This is a genomic window from Streptomyces sp. NPDC002580 (assembly GCF_042889485.1).
Lineage (GTDB): Bacteria > Actinomycetota > Actinomycetes > Streptomycetales > Streptomycetaceae > Streptomyces.
On record NZ_JBIAQZ010000004.1, the window covers coordinates 136,582 to 150,990 of the forward strand.

Sequence of the window (14,409 nt, forward strand, 5' to 3'; positions counted from 1 at the left end):
CTTACGGGATCAGCTGGTTCGGTCCGTTCTCGCCGGCCAGGTTCATCCCGAACTGCGCCTTCGTCGCGGGCGACCCCAGGTCCACCGGGTTCTGGGCGAAGGACTTGGCGGCGGTCAGGCCCGACGCCGTACCCCGGAGCAGCCACACGGCGCCGCCGTTCACGATCGTGCCGAGGTTCTCCCCCGGCGCGCCCGTGGTCAGGTCCGCCTTCCCGTCGCCCGTCACGTCCAGCAGTCGCACCGAACCGCCGAAGACGTCGCCCTTCTCCACGGCCCCCGGGACACCGGCGGTGTTCTGGTGGAACGCCTGCGCGCCGGTGCCGGTGAGCCCGCCCTTGCCGCCCTTGAGCAGCACCACCGAGCCGGCCTTCGTCACCGAGCCGACCGCCTCGCCCGGAACGCCCACGGCCAGATCCGCGTAGCCGTCGCCGTTCACGTCGCCCGCGCTGAGCCGCGCCCCGAAGCGGTCGCCCTTCTCGCTCACGCCGGGCACACCCGCGGTGTCCTGGGTGATCGTCTTCGTACGGGTCGCGCTGGGCCCGGCCGGCGAACCGTAGTAGATCTTGATCGTGCCCGGGTCCTCCTCCATGCCCTCCGTGTCGCCGTTCGGGTAGATCCGGGTGGCGAGGTCGGCGTACCCGTCCTTGTCGAAGTCACCGACGGCCGTGGTGTTCGCGGAGTTCAGCCGTTGGGAGACGGTGGACAGGCCCTGGGGCGTGCCGAGCCACAGCTTGCCGCCCTCGGCGTGGTTCTCGTAGACGTAGAAGGTCGCCAGGTCATCGATGCCGTCGCCGTTGAAGTCGCCCGACGCCACGGTGCACATCATGTTGTCGGTGCTGAACATGTTCAGCTCCTGCTCCCGCGCCGGTGCCCCGTCCCGGCCGAACGGGCCGAAGAGCACCGTGCGGAAGTCGTACTCCTCGGAGTTGTGGAAGAACAGGTCCGTGTGTCCGTCCCCGTCGAAGTCGCCCGTCGTGATGTTCTCGCCGACGGTGGCGTTCGCGGGTGCGGGGACGCGTACCGCGTCCGTGCCGGAGAGGCCCGTCGAGCGCCCCCAGAGGACGATCACCGATCCGCCGGTGTTGTTCTCCGGCAGGTGCTCGTTCGTCGCCACGGCCAGGTCGGTGAGGCCGTCGCCGTCCAGGTCGCGGGGGATCAGCGCGTAGCCGAAGCCCTTGTTGTCGCCGGACGTACCGGGCACCCCCGGGGTGTCCTGGGTGATGATCGTGGTGCGGCCCGGCCCGTTCGCCGAGCCGTAGGTGATCGCGATGTACCCCGCCCACGCGTGTCCGGCCACCGTGGCGGAGGTGGCGGCGACGGCGACGTCCTGGTAGCCGTCGCCGTCGAAGTCCTCGCGCACGGTGGTGGTGCCCTCCGCGGCCGACGCGGCGCTCCCGGCGAGCGGCACGGTGAACGCCCCGATCAGCGCGGCGGTTGCGGCTGCGGTGACGGCCGGTCTGCGGATACCCACGGTTCCTCCTTGTGGCGCGCGGGGTCGCGGGCGGTGTCGAACCGCGAGCGCGCGCGAGTGAGATTCACCAGTGAGACACACGTCAACGCTCGATGGTTGTGCGATGAACGTCGCGCGAACGTCCGGCCGACGGCACGGGCGCGGCGCCCTGTCCCGGAGCGGGTCCGTCCGCGTTCCCGGCCGTGTCCGGGAGCGGGTCCGTCCGCCTTACCGCCCCCGACCGGGAGCGGGTCCCGTCTGCGTTCCCGGCCCTGGCCAAAAGCCGGTCCGTCCGCCTTCCCGGCCCTGTCCGGGCAGGCGGACGACCACCTGGTGCACGGGGTTGCGAGAACCGGGGCGGCGGGAGTCACCGGGGCCGACGCCGGCGGTCGGCCCGCCGCGCTCCCGCCGGGGTGACGGCGCGTGACGTCAAGGTCTGCGGCCGACCAGGCACAGCAGTTTCGTCTGGGCATCGGCGCCGGGCGGCGGCTCCTCCGGGGCGGCGAAGAGTCCGCTGTGTTCCAGCTCGGCCGCGTGCGGGGTGACCTCGCGGACCGCGAAGGCCAGCAGACCGGCGGGGAGTCGTTCCTCGGCCCCGATGGCACGGGACAGGTCCCAGGTGTGGACCGTCAGGTCGGTGACCAGTTGCGCGCAGTAGTCGCCCGCCGGCATGTCTCCGAACGAGAGGTGGACGGTACGGTCGAGCGCGCCCGGCTCGGCGAACACGGCACGGGAGGCGTCCGCCACCGTGTCCCAGGCGGCGACCGGGTCGGGACCGAGCGGGTCACCGGCGAACGCGTCGCCGGCCGAGTCGACGGTGTCCCCGTCCCGGACCAGCGCGGGCACCCACGCCTGCTCGGTGACGAGGTGGCCGACGAGGTCCCGCACGCTCCAGTCGGCGCACGGCGTGGGGGCGTCCCACTGATCGTCACGGATGGCGTGGACGCGGCGACCGAACAGGTCGAGGGCCTCCGCCTGCCGGGCCAGCAGGGGATCGGTGGCGGGCGGAACGGGATCGGTCCGGCCCGGACCGGCCGGCTGCGGGCCGGTCATGCCGGCGGCACCCCCGCGGGTCCTCGCTCCCGGGCCCCCTCACGCGTACGGCCGGCGGAGACGGGCCGCCGCGGATGGCGGCGCAGATACTCGCCCTCCAGCTGGGCCATGCGCACGTTGTGCGTGTGCAGCGCGTCGTTCGAACCGTGCAGCAACGTGTCGTGGCGGGTGCGGTGGATGGCCTCCAGCTCTTTCATCAGCTGCTGGTCGTCCAGCCGGTCCGGTTCGACTCCGGTCATGGTGCTACCCCGCTCGTCGTGGCCGTCGGTGCGGTCCGGGCGCCGGCCCGGGCAGGCGCCCCGAGCGGCGTCCGGGAGGGAGCCATGGATAGAGACCCATCTCCCTCCACTCTACGAACATCCGGGGTGCCGGGCCTCCCCGGGAGGCGGTGGCCCCGGGAGAGCCGGACGGGGTCCGGATTCCGGCACCGCCCCGCCGGACTCGGCGGGGCGGCTCGTCGCCTCGGCTCGTCGACCGGGGCCGGTGCTCCCGACGGTCTACCGGGCGCGCTCCACACGGCGCTCGTCCCACACCGGCTCCTGCGTCTCCCGGACCCGGCCGTCCGAGCCGAAGACCAGGTAGCGGTCGAAGGAGCGGGCGAACCAGCGGTCGTGGGTGACCGACAGCACCGTGCCCTCGTACGCCTCCAGTCCCTCTTGCAGGGCCTCCGCGGACTCCAGGTCGAGGTTGTCGGTCGGCTCGTCGAGGAGCAGGGCCGTCGAGCCCTCCAGTTCCAGGAGCAGGATCTGGAAACGCGCCTGCTGGCCGCCCGACAGCCTCTCGAAGCGCTGCTCGGCCTGGGCGGTCAGCTCGTAGCGGCGCAGCCGGGACATGGCCGCGCCGCGGTCCTGGGAGTGCTCGGACCACAGGATGTCGAGGAGCGTGCGCCCCTCCAGTTCCGGGTGGGCGTGCGTCTGCGCGAAGTGGCCGGCCACCACGCGGGCGCCGAGCTTCCACTCCCCGGTGTGCGCGACGTCGCCGCCCGCGAGCAGCCGCAGGAAGTGCGACTTCCCCGAGCCGTTGGAGCCGAGGACGGCGACGCGCTCGCCGTAGAAGACCTCCAGGTCGAAGGGCTTCATCAGGCCGGTGAGCTCAAGTCCCTTGCAGGTCACGGCCCGTACTCCGGTCCGGCCGCCGTGCAGCCGCATCTTGATGTCCTGCTCGCGCGGCGGCTCCGGAGGCGGTCCGGCCTCCTCGAACTTCCGCAGCCGGGTCTGCGCCGCCGCGTAGCGGGACGCCAGCTCATGGCTGATGGAGGCTGCCTGACGGAGGTTCAGCACCAGCTTCTTCAGCTGCGCGTGCTTCTCGTCCCAGCGCCTGCGCAGTTCCTCGAAGCGGGCGAACCGCTCCCGCCGGGCCTCGTGGTACGTCGCGAAACCGGCGCCGTGGATCCAGGCGTCCGCGCCGGTCGGGCTGGGCTCGACGCTGACGATCTTCTGGGCGGCGCGGGCGAGGAGTTCGCGGTCGTGGGAGACGAACAGGACGGTCTTGCGGGTCTCCTTGAGCCGCTCCTCCAGCCAGCGCTTGCCGGGCACGTCGAGGTAGTTGTCCGGCTCGTCGAGGAGCAGCACCTCGTCGGTGCCGCGCAGCAGGGCCTCGAGGACCAGGCGCTTCTGCTCGCCCCCGGACAGGGTACGGACCAGCCGCCACTGCGCCTTCTCGTAGGGGACGCCGAGGGCGGCCGTCGTGCAGATGTCCCAGAGGGTCTCGGCCTCGTAGCCGCGGACCTCGGCCCAGTCGGAGAGCGCCTGTGCGTAGCGCAGCTGGGAGGCCTCGTCGTCGACGGTCATCATCGCGTGCTCGGCGGCGTCCACGGCCCTCGCCGCCTCGCGGATCCCGGGCGTGGCCACGGAGACGAGCAGTTCCCGCACGGTCGTCTCGTCGCGCACGGAGCCCACGAACTGGCGCATCACGCCGAGTCCGCCGACCACGTTGGTGGTCCCCCCGTGGGGCTTGAGTTCTCCCGAGATCAGCCGCAGCAGGGTCGTCTTCCCGGCGCCGTTGGGCCCCACCAGAGCCACGACGGCCCCTTCTCCCACCCGGAACGACACATCGCCGAGCAGCGCCCTCCCGTCGGGAAGGTAGTACTCAAGATGTGCGGCTTCGAGGTATCCCATGGGCAGGCATTCTCCGGTGAGCGGGGACGAGGGGCAAACGCGTATCCGGCACAGGGCGCCGCCCGGGGGCGGGGAAACGCCTGATCCGGGGTAGACGCACCCGCATGACCCCGACCCCTGACGTCGATCTCACCGCCCTCGTACCGGGCCGCCACGCCCTTGGGGACCGTCTGCTGGCCGCGGACTGCCGGCTCTTCGAGGCGGTCGCGGCGCGGCACTGGCCGGGCGGCGACCCGGTGCTGCCGCGGCTGAGCCGTGGCGCGAACCACGGTCTGCTGTGGTTCGCCACGGCCGCCGCCGTGGCGGCGAGCCGCACACCGCGGGCCCGCCGGGCGGCGGCCCGCGGTGTCGCCTCGCTGGCCCTCGCCTCCGCGGCCATCAACACGATCGGCAAGCGTTCGGTGCGCCGCGCCCGTCCCGAACTGGACCCGGTCCCCCTCGTCCGGCAGCTGAAGAGGCAGCCGATCACCACCTCGTTCCCGTCGGGGCACGCCGCCTCGGCCGCGGCCTTCGCGACGGGTGTGGCGCTGGAGTCCCGGGGCTGGGGCGCCGTCGTCGCACCGCTGGCCGGGGCGGTCGCGCTGTCCCGTGTCTACACCGGCGTCCACTTCCCGAGCGATGTGCTGGCCGGTGCGGCGCTCGGCGTCGGCGCCGCGTACGCCGTACGGGCCCTGGTGCCCACCCGGGACCAGGTGACCCCGCCCGGCCGTCCGCGCGCGGACGCGCCCGCGCTGCCGGAGGGCGAGGGGCTGGTCATGGTGGCCAACACGGGCTCGGGCACCGCGGAGCGGGTCGGCGCGCTGGCCGCCGCGCTGCCGCGCGCGGAGGTCGTGGAGTGCGAACCCTCCGACATACGCGGGGAGTTGGAGAAGGCGGCGGCCCGCGCCCGGGTGCTGGGCGTGTGCGGCGGCGACGGCACGGTGAACACCGCCGCCGAGATCGCCCTGCGGCACGGCGTACCCCTCGCGGTCCTGCCGGGCGGCACCCTCAACCACTTCGCCCACGACCTCGGGGTGGAGGGCGAACGCGACCTGGTCCACGCGCTCCGGGAGGGCGAGGCGGTCCAGGTGGACGTGGGCCGGTTCGCGTCCGGCGACCGGACGGGCATCTTCGTCAACACCTGCAGCCTGGGCATCTATCCGGAGCTGGTGCGCGAGCGGGAGAACTGGTCCAAGGTGATCGGCAGTTGGCCCGCCGGGGTGCTTGGCGCGCTGCGCGTGCTGCGCGCCGACCACCACCCGCTGCGCGCCGAACTCGGCGGACGCACCCACCCGTTGTGGCTGCTGTTCGCCGGCAACGGCACCTACCACCGGATGGGGCTGGCGCCCGCCCGCCGCTTCGACCTCGCGGACGGGCGGCTGGACGTACGGGTGGTGCACGGCGGCCGCCATCCCGCGATGCGCCTGCTGGCCGCAGCCTTCGCGGGCCCGCTCACCCGCTCCCCCGCCCACGCGGCCGTCCGGGTGGGCCGTCTGCGCGTCGACGGCGTCGCGCCCGGCACGCTCCTCGCCTACGACGGCGAGGTCACCGAGGTGAGCGGCGACGTGACGCTGAGCAAGAGTCCCGGGGCGCTGACCGTCTACCGCCCGCACCCCGCGCACTGACGGCGCCCTCACGGCATTCCGGCAGGACCCGGCCCCGCCTCCGCCGGCACGCCCGTTCGCCCAACACGCCCCAGCGGTAGTCCACATGGCAAGATGCGGGTCTCATTATTCGGTAAGGACGCGTACGGTGATGCCATCGCCTCGCGGTGGGCCCACCCGTCGAGCGAGGCCCTGTCGGACCAGAAGGGGAACGGTCATGCCGAAGCCGCGGGAGACAGCCGTCTACACACACGGTCACCACGAGTCGGTGCTGCGCTCGCACACCTGGCGCACCGCCGCCAACTCGGCGGCGTACCTCCTCGGCTCGCTGAAGCCGCACATGAAGATCCTCGACATCGGGTGCGGCCCCGGCACCATCACCGCCGACCTGGCGGAACTGGTGCCCGACGGGCACGTCACCGGCGTCGACCACGCGCCCGGCATCCTGGACCGGGCGCGGCGGACGGCGGCCGGGCGCGGCCTGCTCAACGTCGACTTCGCGGTCGCCGACGTCCACACGCTGGACCATCCGGACGACACGTTCTGCGTGGTGCACGCCCACCAGGTGCTCCAGCACGTGGGCGACCCGGTGCGGGCGCTGCGCGAGATGCTCCGGGTCACCAGGCCGGGCGGGTTCGTCGCGGTCCGCGAGTCGGACTACTCGGCCATGACCTGGTATCCGGCGACGCCCGGCATGGACGACTGGCTGGACCTGTACCTGCGGGTCGCCCGGGCCAACGGGGGTGAGCCCGACGCGGGCCGGCGCCTCAAGGCGTGGGCGCTGGCCGCCGGGATCCGGGACATCACCGCCACGTCGAGCACGTGGACCTTCTCCACCGAGGAGGAACGCGAGTGGTGGAGCGGCCTGTGGGCGGACCGCACCCTGGCCTCCGCGTACGCGGAGCGCGCGACGGAGGGCGGCCACACGACCCCGGAGGGGCTGGCGGCCGTCTCGGAGGCCTGGCGGCAGTGGGGGCTGCGGGAGGACGGCTGGTTCTCCGTGCTGCACGGGGAGATTCTCTGCCGGAAAGCGGCCTGATCCCGCGATATCGGTAAATCCGGAACGCAGGAGGGTCACACCATGGTTCCCATCCTGCTGGTACTGCTGCTCGTACTGATTCTCTTCGGTGCGGGATTCGCGGTGAAACTGCTCCGGTGGACAGCGATCGCGGTCCTCGTCGTGCGGCTGCTCGGATTCCTGATGCGCAGTACGAACGCGTCCGGAAGCCGGGGCCGCTGGTACAGGTGGTAGGCCTTCATCCGGGAAACCCGGGGAGGAACGGCTTGGCGCGGCCCGAGATCCGGACGGTTCCGGATCTCGGGCCGCGGTCGCGCCACCACCACGCAGATCGCGCAGTTCAGCCAGGTCAAGCAGGTCAAGCAGGTCAAGCAGGTCAAGCAGGTCAAGCGAAGCCCACGAGATCCGCGAATCCCGTGAGGCGCGTGGCACCCGTGAAGGAGTAGGCGGCCCACGGCCCCTTCAGCTCCACCCGTATCCCCGGCTCCTCCCGGGCGCCCACGTTCACCCGCTCCACGAATTTCTCCGATTCCGCGCGCCGCACCAGATAGGCGGCATCGAGCACACGAATGTACGCCACCGGAGATCCGGGATTTCTTGACGTACGCACCACGGATTCCTCGGCGGACCGGGAAAGGGCGTCGTGCAACCGGCCCGTGAATTCATTCGCGCGTTCCGTCGTCCCGTTGGAGGGCCCGATCGTTTCCGCGTAAACCCGCACGCCCCATTCCACCCGCCCGTCGAGCCGGTCGAGGGTGCGCAGGAAATCCTCCTCGTGTTCCTCCATCATCACGCGTACGCCGCTGTCGTCCCGGAGCACGGTGGCGAGCCGGAGCGGCAGCGGGCTGGTGACGGCGGTGAGCGCGTCGATGACGCCCTGATGGGCGCGAGCCGTCGCCTCCAGCCACTTCACGTCCTCCAGCCGGCGACGCAGCGGCTCCGTGCCGAATTCCGCCTCCGGTACCGCGCCGACCACGGCGACCAGGTCGCCGTGCCGCAGCAGCTTGGGCGGGACGCCCGCGACCCCGGTCAGTTCGGCCGACAGCACCGCCGGGAAGGGGCGGCAGATCGCGTAGACGTAGCGCAGAGTACTCATGAGTTCTCCTCCCGCGGGTCCACACGGCTCCGGATCACTGCCCATGGTGCCCTCAGGTCTCCGGTCGGCGCACGACGGCCGTGCGCCCACGCGGTCCGGGCCCGGCGCGCCCTACGCTCCAGGCTCTGCGGACACCGCCGCGGGCGCCACCGCTGCCCCGGGCCCGCCGACCACCCTCGCCGACTCGGGCGAGGCGGTGTCGAGCGGCACCGACCCTGAACGGACCAGGCCCAACTGCACGGCTTGACGTGGCAACACGGCGTCCAGGAGCCAGTCGGCGGCGACCCGGACACGATTGGCCGGGAGAGCGGCGAGGTGGTAACCACGAGTGACGGCCGCGGCCACGGGCCCGGGCAGATGCACGCCCAGCGGATCGGCCACGGCCTCGACGCCCCCGAGATCGACGGTGAAGCCCAGCTCGCGGTGGCGGTAGGCGCGCCGTTCCCCGATGCCGAGCGAGGCGGCGACGTTGCGGGCGGCGATCCTCCCCTGGCGCCAGGCGTGCTGTGCCGTCATGGGGGTGTAGTGCCCGGGCTTCTCCAGATCGGGCACGGCCGCCGCGTCGCCGCAGGCGAACACGTCCGGGCGGCCCGGTACCCGCAGATACGGGTCGACGAGGAGCCGTCCCCGCTCCAGGGGCTGCCCGATCCCCTCGACCAGCGGATCGGGCCGTACTCCGGCACACCACACCAGCGTCCTGGTCTCGACGAACTCCCCGTCGGTGAGCCGCACTCCGTCGGAGGTCGCCTCCTCGACCGACGTCTCGGTGCGCACGTCGACCCCGCGTCGCCGCAGTACGCGGTCGGCGGTGCGCGACAGCCGCTCGTCCAGCTCGGGAAGCACGCGCGGGGCGGTGTCGAGCAGCAGCCAGCGCGGGGGCGCGCCGTCGCCGAGCGTCCGCCCGCGCACCAGCGCGTCGGTGAACAGCTTGCCCTGGGCGGCGACCTCGGTCCCGGTGTACCCGGCACCGACGACCACGAAGGTACGGCGGGCGGTACGGCCCCGCGGGTCCTCGGACACGGCGCCGAGCTCGATCTGCCGAGTCACGTGGTCCCGTAGGTACAGCGCTTCGGGCAGCCCCCGGAATCCGTGCGCGTGCTCGGCGACACCGGGCACGGGCAGCAGTTTGTTCACGCTGCCGACGGCGAGGACGAGACGGTCGTACACCAGCGTTCCGCTGTCACCCTCCGGGCCGGTGTAGCGCACGGTGCGCGCGTCGGGATCGATCCCGTCGGGCCGCGCCTCGCCGAGTACGAGGCGTACGTGGGGCAGCGTGCCCCGGAGCGGGACGGCGACCCGGCGCGGCTCCAGGATCCCGACGGCGACCTGGGGCAGCAGCGGGAGGTAGAGGAAGTGGTCGGTCGGGTTCAGCAGGGTGATGTCGGCCCTGCCCCGGACCAGCCGCGACAGGACGCGGGCGGTCCGGTAGCCGGCGAAACCGGCACCGACGATCAGAACGCGGGGTCGACTCACGGTGCTCCTTGGGCGCGGTGGCTCGTACGGGCCTTCCGCGTCCCCCCGCCCGGGAGACCCAAACACGGTCCCCGCCGGGTGACGGCCGGGATCACCGGAAGCGATCTCCCTCCCGGCCCGTTCCCAACTAGGCTTGTCCGCATGGAGATTCTGGGAGCCACGCTGCGCGTCTGCGTCGACGACCTGGAGACTGCGGTCCCCTTCTACGAACAGCTCGCCGGCGCCAGGGCGCTCCGCTTCGAGCGCGGTGGCGTGTCGGTCGCCGCGGTCGGCTGCTTCCTGCTGATGAGCGGACCCGAGTCCGAACTCGACGTGCTGCGCAGGGTCGCGGCGACGATCGCCGTCAAGGACGTCGAGGAGACCGGCCGGGTCCTGACCGGCCTCGGTGCCCGCGTGATCGCGGGCCCGGTGGAGACACCCGGCGGCCGCAACCTCATCGCCGTGCACCCGGACGGGTCGGTGTACGAGTACGCGGACCACGGCGTCTGAACCGCGTCGGCCCCGGGTGCTCCGCGGCGAGACGGAGCGCCCGGGGCCGTGACGGACTCCGGTGGTGAACGGCGACGGACTCAGGTCGCGGTCGGCGGCCGCATGCGGAAGTCGTGGCACGCGGGCAGCGGTTCGTCGCTGAGCCGGGACCACAGACGGTCGATCGTCTCGGCTCCCTCACGCAGGTCGGCGGCTTCGAAGCCCTCGTCGAAGATCGTCCGCGCGTCCTCGCGGCGCCCCTCGGCGAGCAGCAGCTCCGCCTCGACGAGACGGAACCGGCCGCGGGCGCGGGTCGCCGGGCGCAGCCGTTCCCACACGGCACGCGCGTCCGCCGGTCGGCTGACCCTCAGCAGCGCCTCGATGGCCTCGCGGCCGAGTGCGGCGGTCGCCGCGGTCCACCGCTCCCCGTCGTCGCGCCGTTCCCGGCACAGGTCGTCGAAGGCCTCGGCGTAACGGTCGGCGGCCCGCTCGTGGTTGCCGCTCTCCTCGTCGGCGACGGCGAGACAGCGCAGCAACGGCCAGAGCGACGGGGCGAGTTCGAGCGCACGCTCCCAACTCCGCACGGCCTGGGCGAGATCACCGGCATGCCACTGGGCCACTCCGAGGTGGTACTCGGTGATCGGTGCGGCGGGAGCCGTCTCCAGCATGTCGCGCCAGTGCGACGCCACCAGTGTCTCGCCGGGTGGCCCGGCCCGCCGGGGCTCCGGAAACGCGCCGGACCGCAGCAGTTCCCGCCATGGCTCCTGGTCGTCCCCGAGTGTGTGCTCGGCGAACGGCGTACCGGGCAACTTGTGGGCGCCGCGCAGCACTTCGAGCGCTCCCCAGCCCGATCCGGTGGCGAGCGTCTCGCCGGGCTCCGTGTCGGCGTACGGCAGCCAGGCGGCGTACGCGGCGTCGACCTGGTCCCGGGAGAGGACGGATTCCAGCCTGTCCTCGGCGTGCGCCCGCGCGGCCTCCCAGTCCTTCCCGTGCGCCGCCTGCGGACTCAGGGTCAACGGGCCGTACGCCTCCAGCCAGGAGACGTCGCTCTCGGGCTCGAGCCGCACGTGCTCCAACTGGGTGCGGGCGAGCCCGGCCTGGATCTCGCAGTACCCGCCGGTCCCCGGCTCGGTGAGCCACTCCTGCCAGCGCCGCCCGCCGGGACCCGAGCCCCAGACGAACAGCTTGCGGCCGCGCAGGGCGTCGGTCGACGTCTGGACCAGCCCCTCGCCCGTGTCGTCGACCGCGGCGATCCAGCGGCGCCGCCCGTCGGGCACCTCGTAGAAGTAGTCGGCGGGGAAGGTGCTCTTGAGCGGGTACGTGCGGTCGATTCCGTCGTACGTGGGCACGGGCACCCGGCGCAGCCGTCGCTCGTACCCGAAGTGATAGGCCTCCTCGGCCGGGGCGAGGACCCTGCGTTCCTCGGGGACCGCGATATTGGACCACCAGTACAGCGGGGCCGCCTTCTCGTGCGGGTTGCGGACGCGGACGCCGACGTACAGGAAGTCGGAGCCGTCGGGCAGCCAGAGGTCGACCTGGAAGGGGAGGTCGCGCAGCCGTTCCCACTCCCACAGACGGAGCATCTCGCCGCCGTCGGGGGCCGGGACACGGGCGGCGTGCACGGGTGAGCACGACAGGGTGGTGTGTCCGGTCGCGCCGATGTTCCACTCGATGCCGCCGGAGAACCAGGCGCCGTTGAGCGCGAAGCAGGCGGGCTGGAGCACCGGGTTGCGGTAGAGGAGTTCCGTCTCGGAGGGTTTGTGGAACAGGGAGACGACACGGCCTCCGAAGCCGGGCAGCACGGTGGCGCGCAGCCGGTCGTTCTCGATCACGATCGTGTCGAGTCCACGGAGCGGGCGTTCTCGCTCGTACCCGTCCCGGATGCGCTCCGGCAGCACGCTGCGCAGCGGCTCGTACCCGATCTGGCGGGCCATGTCGCGCGGCAGGCCGACGAGGTCGCGGTCGTCGATGCGGTGCATCTCGTCGAGGGTCCGCAGGGGCGGCAGCGGATTGCTCGGGCCGAGCTCCGCGGCCGGGAGTATCAGTACGTCACGTCGGATCGTCGTCACGATGACCATGGAACATGGTCATCGGCCTGCTGACCAGGGTGTCCGCTCGTCTCAATCAGGTCAAGGATTCCGGGCGGGCCCCGGGCTCACCCGTGGCGGTCGTCAGCGGGGCCCGGTCATCTCCGAGGTGATCGCCCACCGCTCGTGGTCCCGCCAGGCGCCGTCGATGTGGATGAAGTCCGGTGAGAAGCCCTCGCGCCGGAAGCCGCAGCGCCGGGCGAGCGCGATCGAACCCGTGTTGCCGGGCTGCACGTTGATCTCCAGCCGGTGCAGGCCCAACTCCCCGAACGCGTACCGCACGACGAGGTCGAGCGCCTCGGTCATCAGCCCTCGTCCCGCGGCGTGCGCGAAGGCGCCGTAGCCGAGGGCCCCGCACAGGAAACCGCCCGCGACGATGTTGTTGATGTTGATGAAGCCGGCGATCGCCCCGCTGTCCCGTTCGCAGACGAGGAACCCGGCCTTGGTCGGGTCCTCGATGAGCCGCCCCGCGTAGCGGGCGTAGGCGTCGGCGCTGCCGGGCGGGAAGAGCCACGGCTCGTGGAGGCTCCTGCTCTCCCTGGCCCGTTCGGTGAACTCGGCGCCGTCCTCCTGGGTGAAGTGACGCAGGCCCACCCGAGGGCCCGCGGCGAGGTAACCGGCGTTCTCAGGCATCGGATCACCCTACGCGAGCACGCGTTCAGCGTCTGCGGCGCACGGCGTAGGCGCCGCACAGCGCGCCGATCACCCCGGTGGCGAGCAGCGCCGTCCACAGCGGCATGGTCACCTCGGGGACGAGCAGCCGGATCCTGGTGCCGCGGGTGTTCTCGAAGATGAAGATCAGCGCGAGCACGGCCAGCAGCGCGACCGCGACCCTGGCCGGGGTCAGCGGTCCTTCACGGGAGGGCTCGCCACCGCTCGCGCCGACGCTCTCGGAGGGCTTCGGACTCATGCGCCCAGCATGATCGGTGAGGCGTCGGTACGCACGGTGGAAACCTCCTCCGAGTGACACGGGACGCCGGTCCCGACGCCTGGTCGCCGGGCGCGGCGGACCCGTAGGGGCTCCCCCGTCAGGCCAGGGCCGGCTCGTCCAGTGTCAGCGTCCCGGCCTCCGCGTCCAGCTCCGCCGGGAGCCCGAACGGTATCGTCAGCGCCCCCTCGCCGTGTCCGAACCCGAAGTGCTCGACGACCGGCACGCCGAGCCCGCCGAGCCGGTCGGCGAACACCGCGCGCAGTCCGTCGTACGGTCCGCAGTCCACCCACGAGCCGAGCGCGACCCCGGCCACCCCGTCGAGCCAGCCGGCCCGCAGCAGTTGCGTCAGGAGCCGGTCCAGCCGGTAGGCCTCCTCGCCGATGTCCTCGATGAGCAGCAGTCCGCCCCGGGCACAGGAGCGGGCGTGCGGTGTGCCGAGGTCCGCCGCCAGCAGGCTCACGCAGCCGCCGAGCGTGACGCCACGGGCCCGGCCCGGCACCAGCGCGACGCTCGTGCCGGAGGCGATGGTCCGCACCGACTCGGGTTCGAAGAGCGTCGCCCGCAGATGGTCCTGCGCCCGGGCGTTCTTCAGGAAGTCGACGGCGGCGACCATCGGTCCGTGCAGGGTCGCGAGCCCCGTCCGCGTCGCGAACGCCTCGTGCAGTGCCGTGATGTCGCTGAACCCGAGGAAGACCTTGGGTCCGGCGGCCCGGATCGCGTCCCAGTCGAGCAGGTCGATCATGCGCTGAGCGCCGTAGCCGCCGCGGGCGCACAGCACCGCGGCCACGTCCGGGTCGCACCAGGCGGCCTGGAAGTCGGCGGCGCGGTCCGCGTCCTTCCCCGCGAGGTAGTCGAACTCCCCGTGCCGGTCCAGGACGTGAGGGGCCACGACCGGGTCGAGGTCCCAGCCGCGCAGGATGTCGAGGCCGGCCTGGAGCCGCTCCTCGGGAACGGGTCCGCTGGGCGCCACGACGGCGACCCTGGCTCCCGGGGCGAGCCTCGGAGGCCGGGTCAGAGGGGCGATCGGTGCGGTCGTTCGGGTCACTCGTACTGCTCCAGTTCCTGGTCGTTCATCCGGACGCGCTCGTCCCGCGCCCCGGTTCGTGAGTGCGTCGCGCGGTCCGGCTCGCGGC

General features: G+C 72.8%; 14 protein-coding genes. 4 read left to right on the top strand and 10 right to left on the bottom strand.

The annotated features are described in order from the left end of the window. Nucleotide 1 precedes the first annotated feature (1 nt). The 4 genes from ACFYW7_RS14725 to ACFYW7_RS14740 form a co-directional block, all read right to left on the bottom strand. A complete protein-coding gene (locus ACFYW7_RS14725; protein WP_389501900.1) occupies nt 2–1,471 on the bottom strand; it encodes an FG-GAP and VCBS repeat-containing protein in 1,470 nt (489 codons plus the stop codon). Between the two features lie 408 nt (nt 1,472–1,879). Continuing rightward, nucleotides 1,880–2,503 carry a TIGR03086 family metal-binding protein gene (locus tag ACFYW7_RS14730; protein WP_389501902.1) on the bottom strand — a complete coding sequence of 208 codons (624 nt, stop codon included), beginning with the start codon at nt 2,501–2,503 and terminating at the stop codon, nt 1,880–1,882. Beyond that, on the bottom strand, nt 2,500–2,742 hold the full coding sequence (locus tag ACFYW7_RS14735) for a DUF6158 family protein (protein ID WP_103551053.1): 243 nt from the start codon (nt 2,740–2,742) through the stop codon (nt 2,500–2,502). The genes ACFYW7_RS14730 and ACFYW7_RS14735 overlap by 4 nt, the downstream gene beginning before the upstream one ends. Before the next feature lie 258 nt (nt 2,743–3,000). Continuing rightward, nucleotides 3,001–4,620 (bottom strand): ABC-F family ATP-binding cassette domain-containing protein, encoded by a 1,620-nt coding sequence (locus ACFYW7_RS14740; RefSeq protein WP_389501905.1) that lies wholly within the window; start codon nt 4,618–4,620, stop codon nt 3,001–3,003. Between the two features lie 104 nt (nt 4,621–4,724). Here ACFYW7_RS14740 and ACFYW7_RS14745 point away from each other — a divergent pair, with 104 nt between their 5' ends. The 3 genes from ACFYW7_RS14745 to ACFYW7_RS14755 all read left to right on the top strand — a co-directional run bounded on the left by ACFYW7_RS14745 (nt 4,725) and on the right by ACFYW7_RS14755 (nt 7,455). Then, the gene (locus ACFYW7_RS14745; protein WP_389501907.1) at nt 4,725–6,224 is read left to right on the top strand and encodes a bifunctional phosphatase PAP2/diacylglycerol kinase family protein; all 1,500 of its coding nucleotides are present in this window, start codon (nt 4,725–4,727) and stop codon (nt 6,222–6,224) included. A gap of 196 nt (nt 6,225–6,420) precedes the next feature. Continuing rightward, nucleotides 6,421–7,242: a class I SAM-dependent methyltransferase gene (locus ACFYW7_RS14750; protein WP_389501909.1), complete on the top strand. Its 822-nt coding sequence runs from the start codon at nt 6,421–6,423 to the stop codon at nt 7,240–7,242. Between the two features lie 42 nt (nt 7,243–7,284). Next, nucleotides 7,285–7,455, top strand: a complete 171-nt coding sequence (locus ACFYW7_RS14755) for a hydrophobic protein (protein WP_389501911.1) — start codon at nt 7,285–7,287, stop codon at nt 7,453–7,455. 151 nt (nt 7,456–7,606) lie between these two features. Here ACFYW7_RS14755 and ACFYW7_RS14760 read toward each other — a convergent pair whose 3' ends face one another. Together ACFYW7_RS14760 and ACFYW7_RS14765 are read right to left on the bottom strand one after the other, a co-directional pair. Beyond that, nucleotides 7,607–8,317, bottom strand: coding sequence for a GvpL/GvpF family gas vesicle protein (locus ACFYW7_RS14760; RefSeq protein ID WP_389501913.1), 711 nt, complete (start codon nt 8,315–8,317; stop codon nt 7,607–7,609). A gap of 111 nt (nt 8,318–8,428) precedes the next feature. Continuing rightward, nucleotides 8,429–9,790 (bottom strand): NAD(P)/FAD-dependent oxidoreductase, encoded by a 1,362-nt coding sequence (locus ACFYW7_RS14765; RefSeq protein WP_389501917.1) that lies wholly within the window; start codon nt 9,788–9,790, stop codon nt 8,429–8,431. A 141-nt stretch (nt 9,791–9,931) separates the two neighbouring features. On the opposite strand from ACFYW7_RS14765, the gene ACFYW7_RS14770 reads away from it, so the two are divergent. After that, nucleotides 9,932–10,279: a VOC family protein gene (locus tag ACFYW7_RS14770; RefSeq protein ID WP_389501919.1), complete on the top strand. Its 348-nt coding sequence runs from the start codon at nt 9,932–9,934 to the stop codon at nt 10,277–10,279. Nucleotides 10,280–10,359: 80 nt separating this feature from the next. On the opposite strand, the gene ACFYW7_RS14775 is transcribed toward ACFYW7_RS14770, so the two are convergent. From ACFYW7_RS14775 to ACFYW7_RS14790, 4 genes are all read right to left on the bottom strand, one after another. Next, nucleotides 10,360–12,336 carry a DUF5107 domain-containing protein gene (locus ACFYW7_RS14775; RefSeq protein ID WP_389501921.1) on the bottom strand — a complete coding sequence of 659 codons (1,977 nt, stop codon included), beginning with the start codon at nt 12,334–12,336 and terminating at the stop codon, nt 10,360–10,362. A 93-nt stretch (nt 12,337–12,429) separates the two neighbouring features. Continuing rightward, entirely contained in the window at nt 12,430–12,978 is a 549-nt protein-coding gene (locus ACFYW7_RS14780; protein WP_389501923.1) for a GNAT family N-acetyltransferase, read from the bottom strand. A gap of 25 nt (nt 12,979–13,003) precedes the next feature. After that, nucleotides 13,004–13,255, bottom strand: a complete 252-nt coding sequence (locus tag ACFYW7_RS14785) for a DUF1049 domain-containing protein (RefSeq protein WP_389501925.1) — start codon at nt 13,253–13,255, stop codon at nt 13,004–13,006. A 118-nt stretch (nt 13,256–13,373) separates the two neighbouring features. Then, nucleotides 13,374–14,300: an LD-carboxypeptidase gene (locus ACFYW7_RS14790; protein WP_389502710.1), complete on the bottom strand. Its 927-nt coding sequence runs from the start codon at nt 14,298–14,300 to the stop codon at nt 13,374–13,376. Between the last annotated feature and the right edge of the window lie 109 nt (nt 14,301–14,409).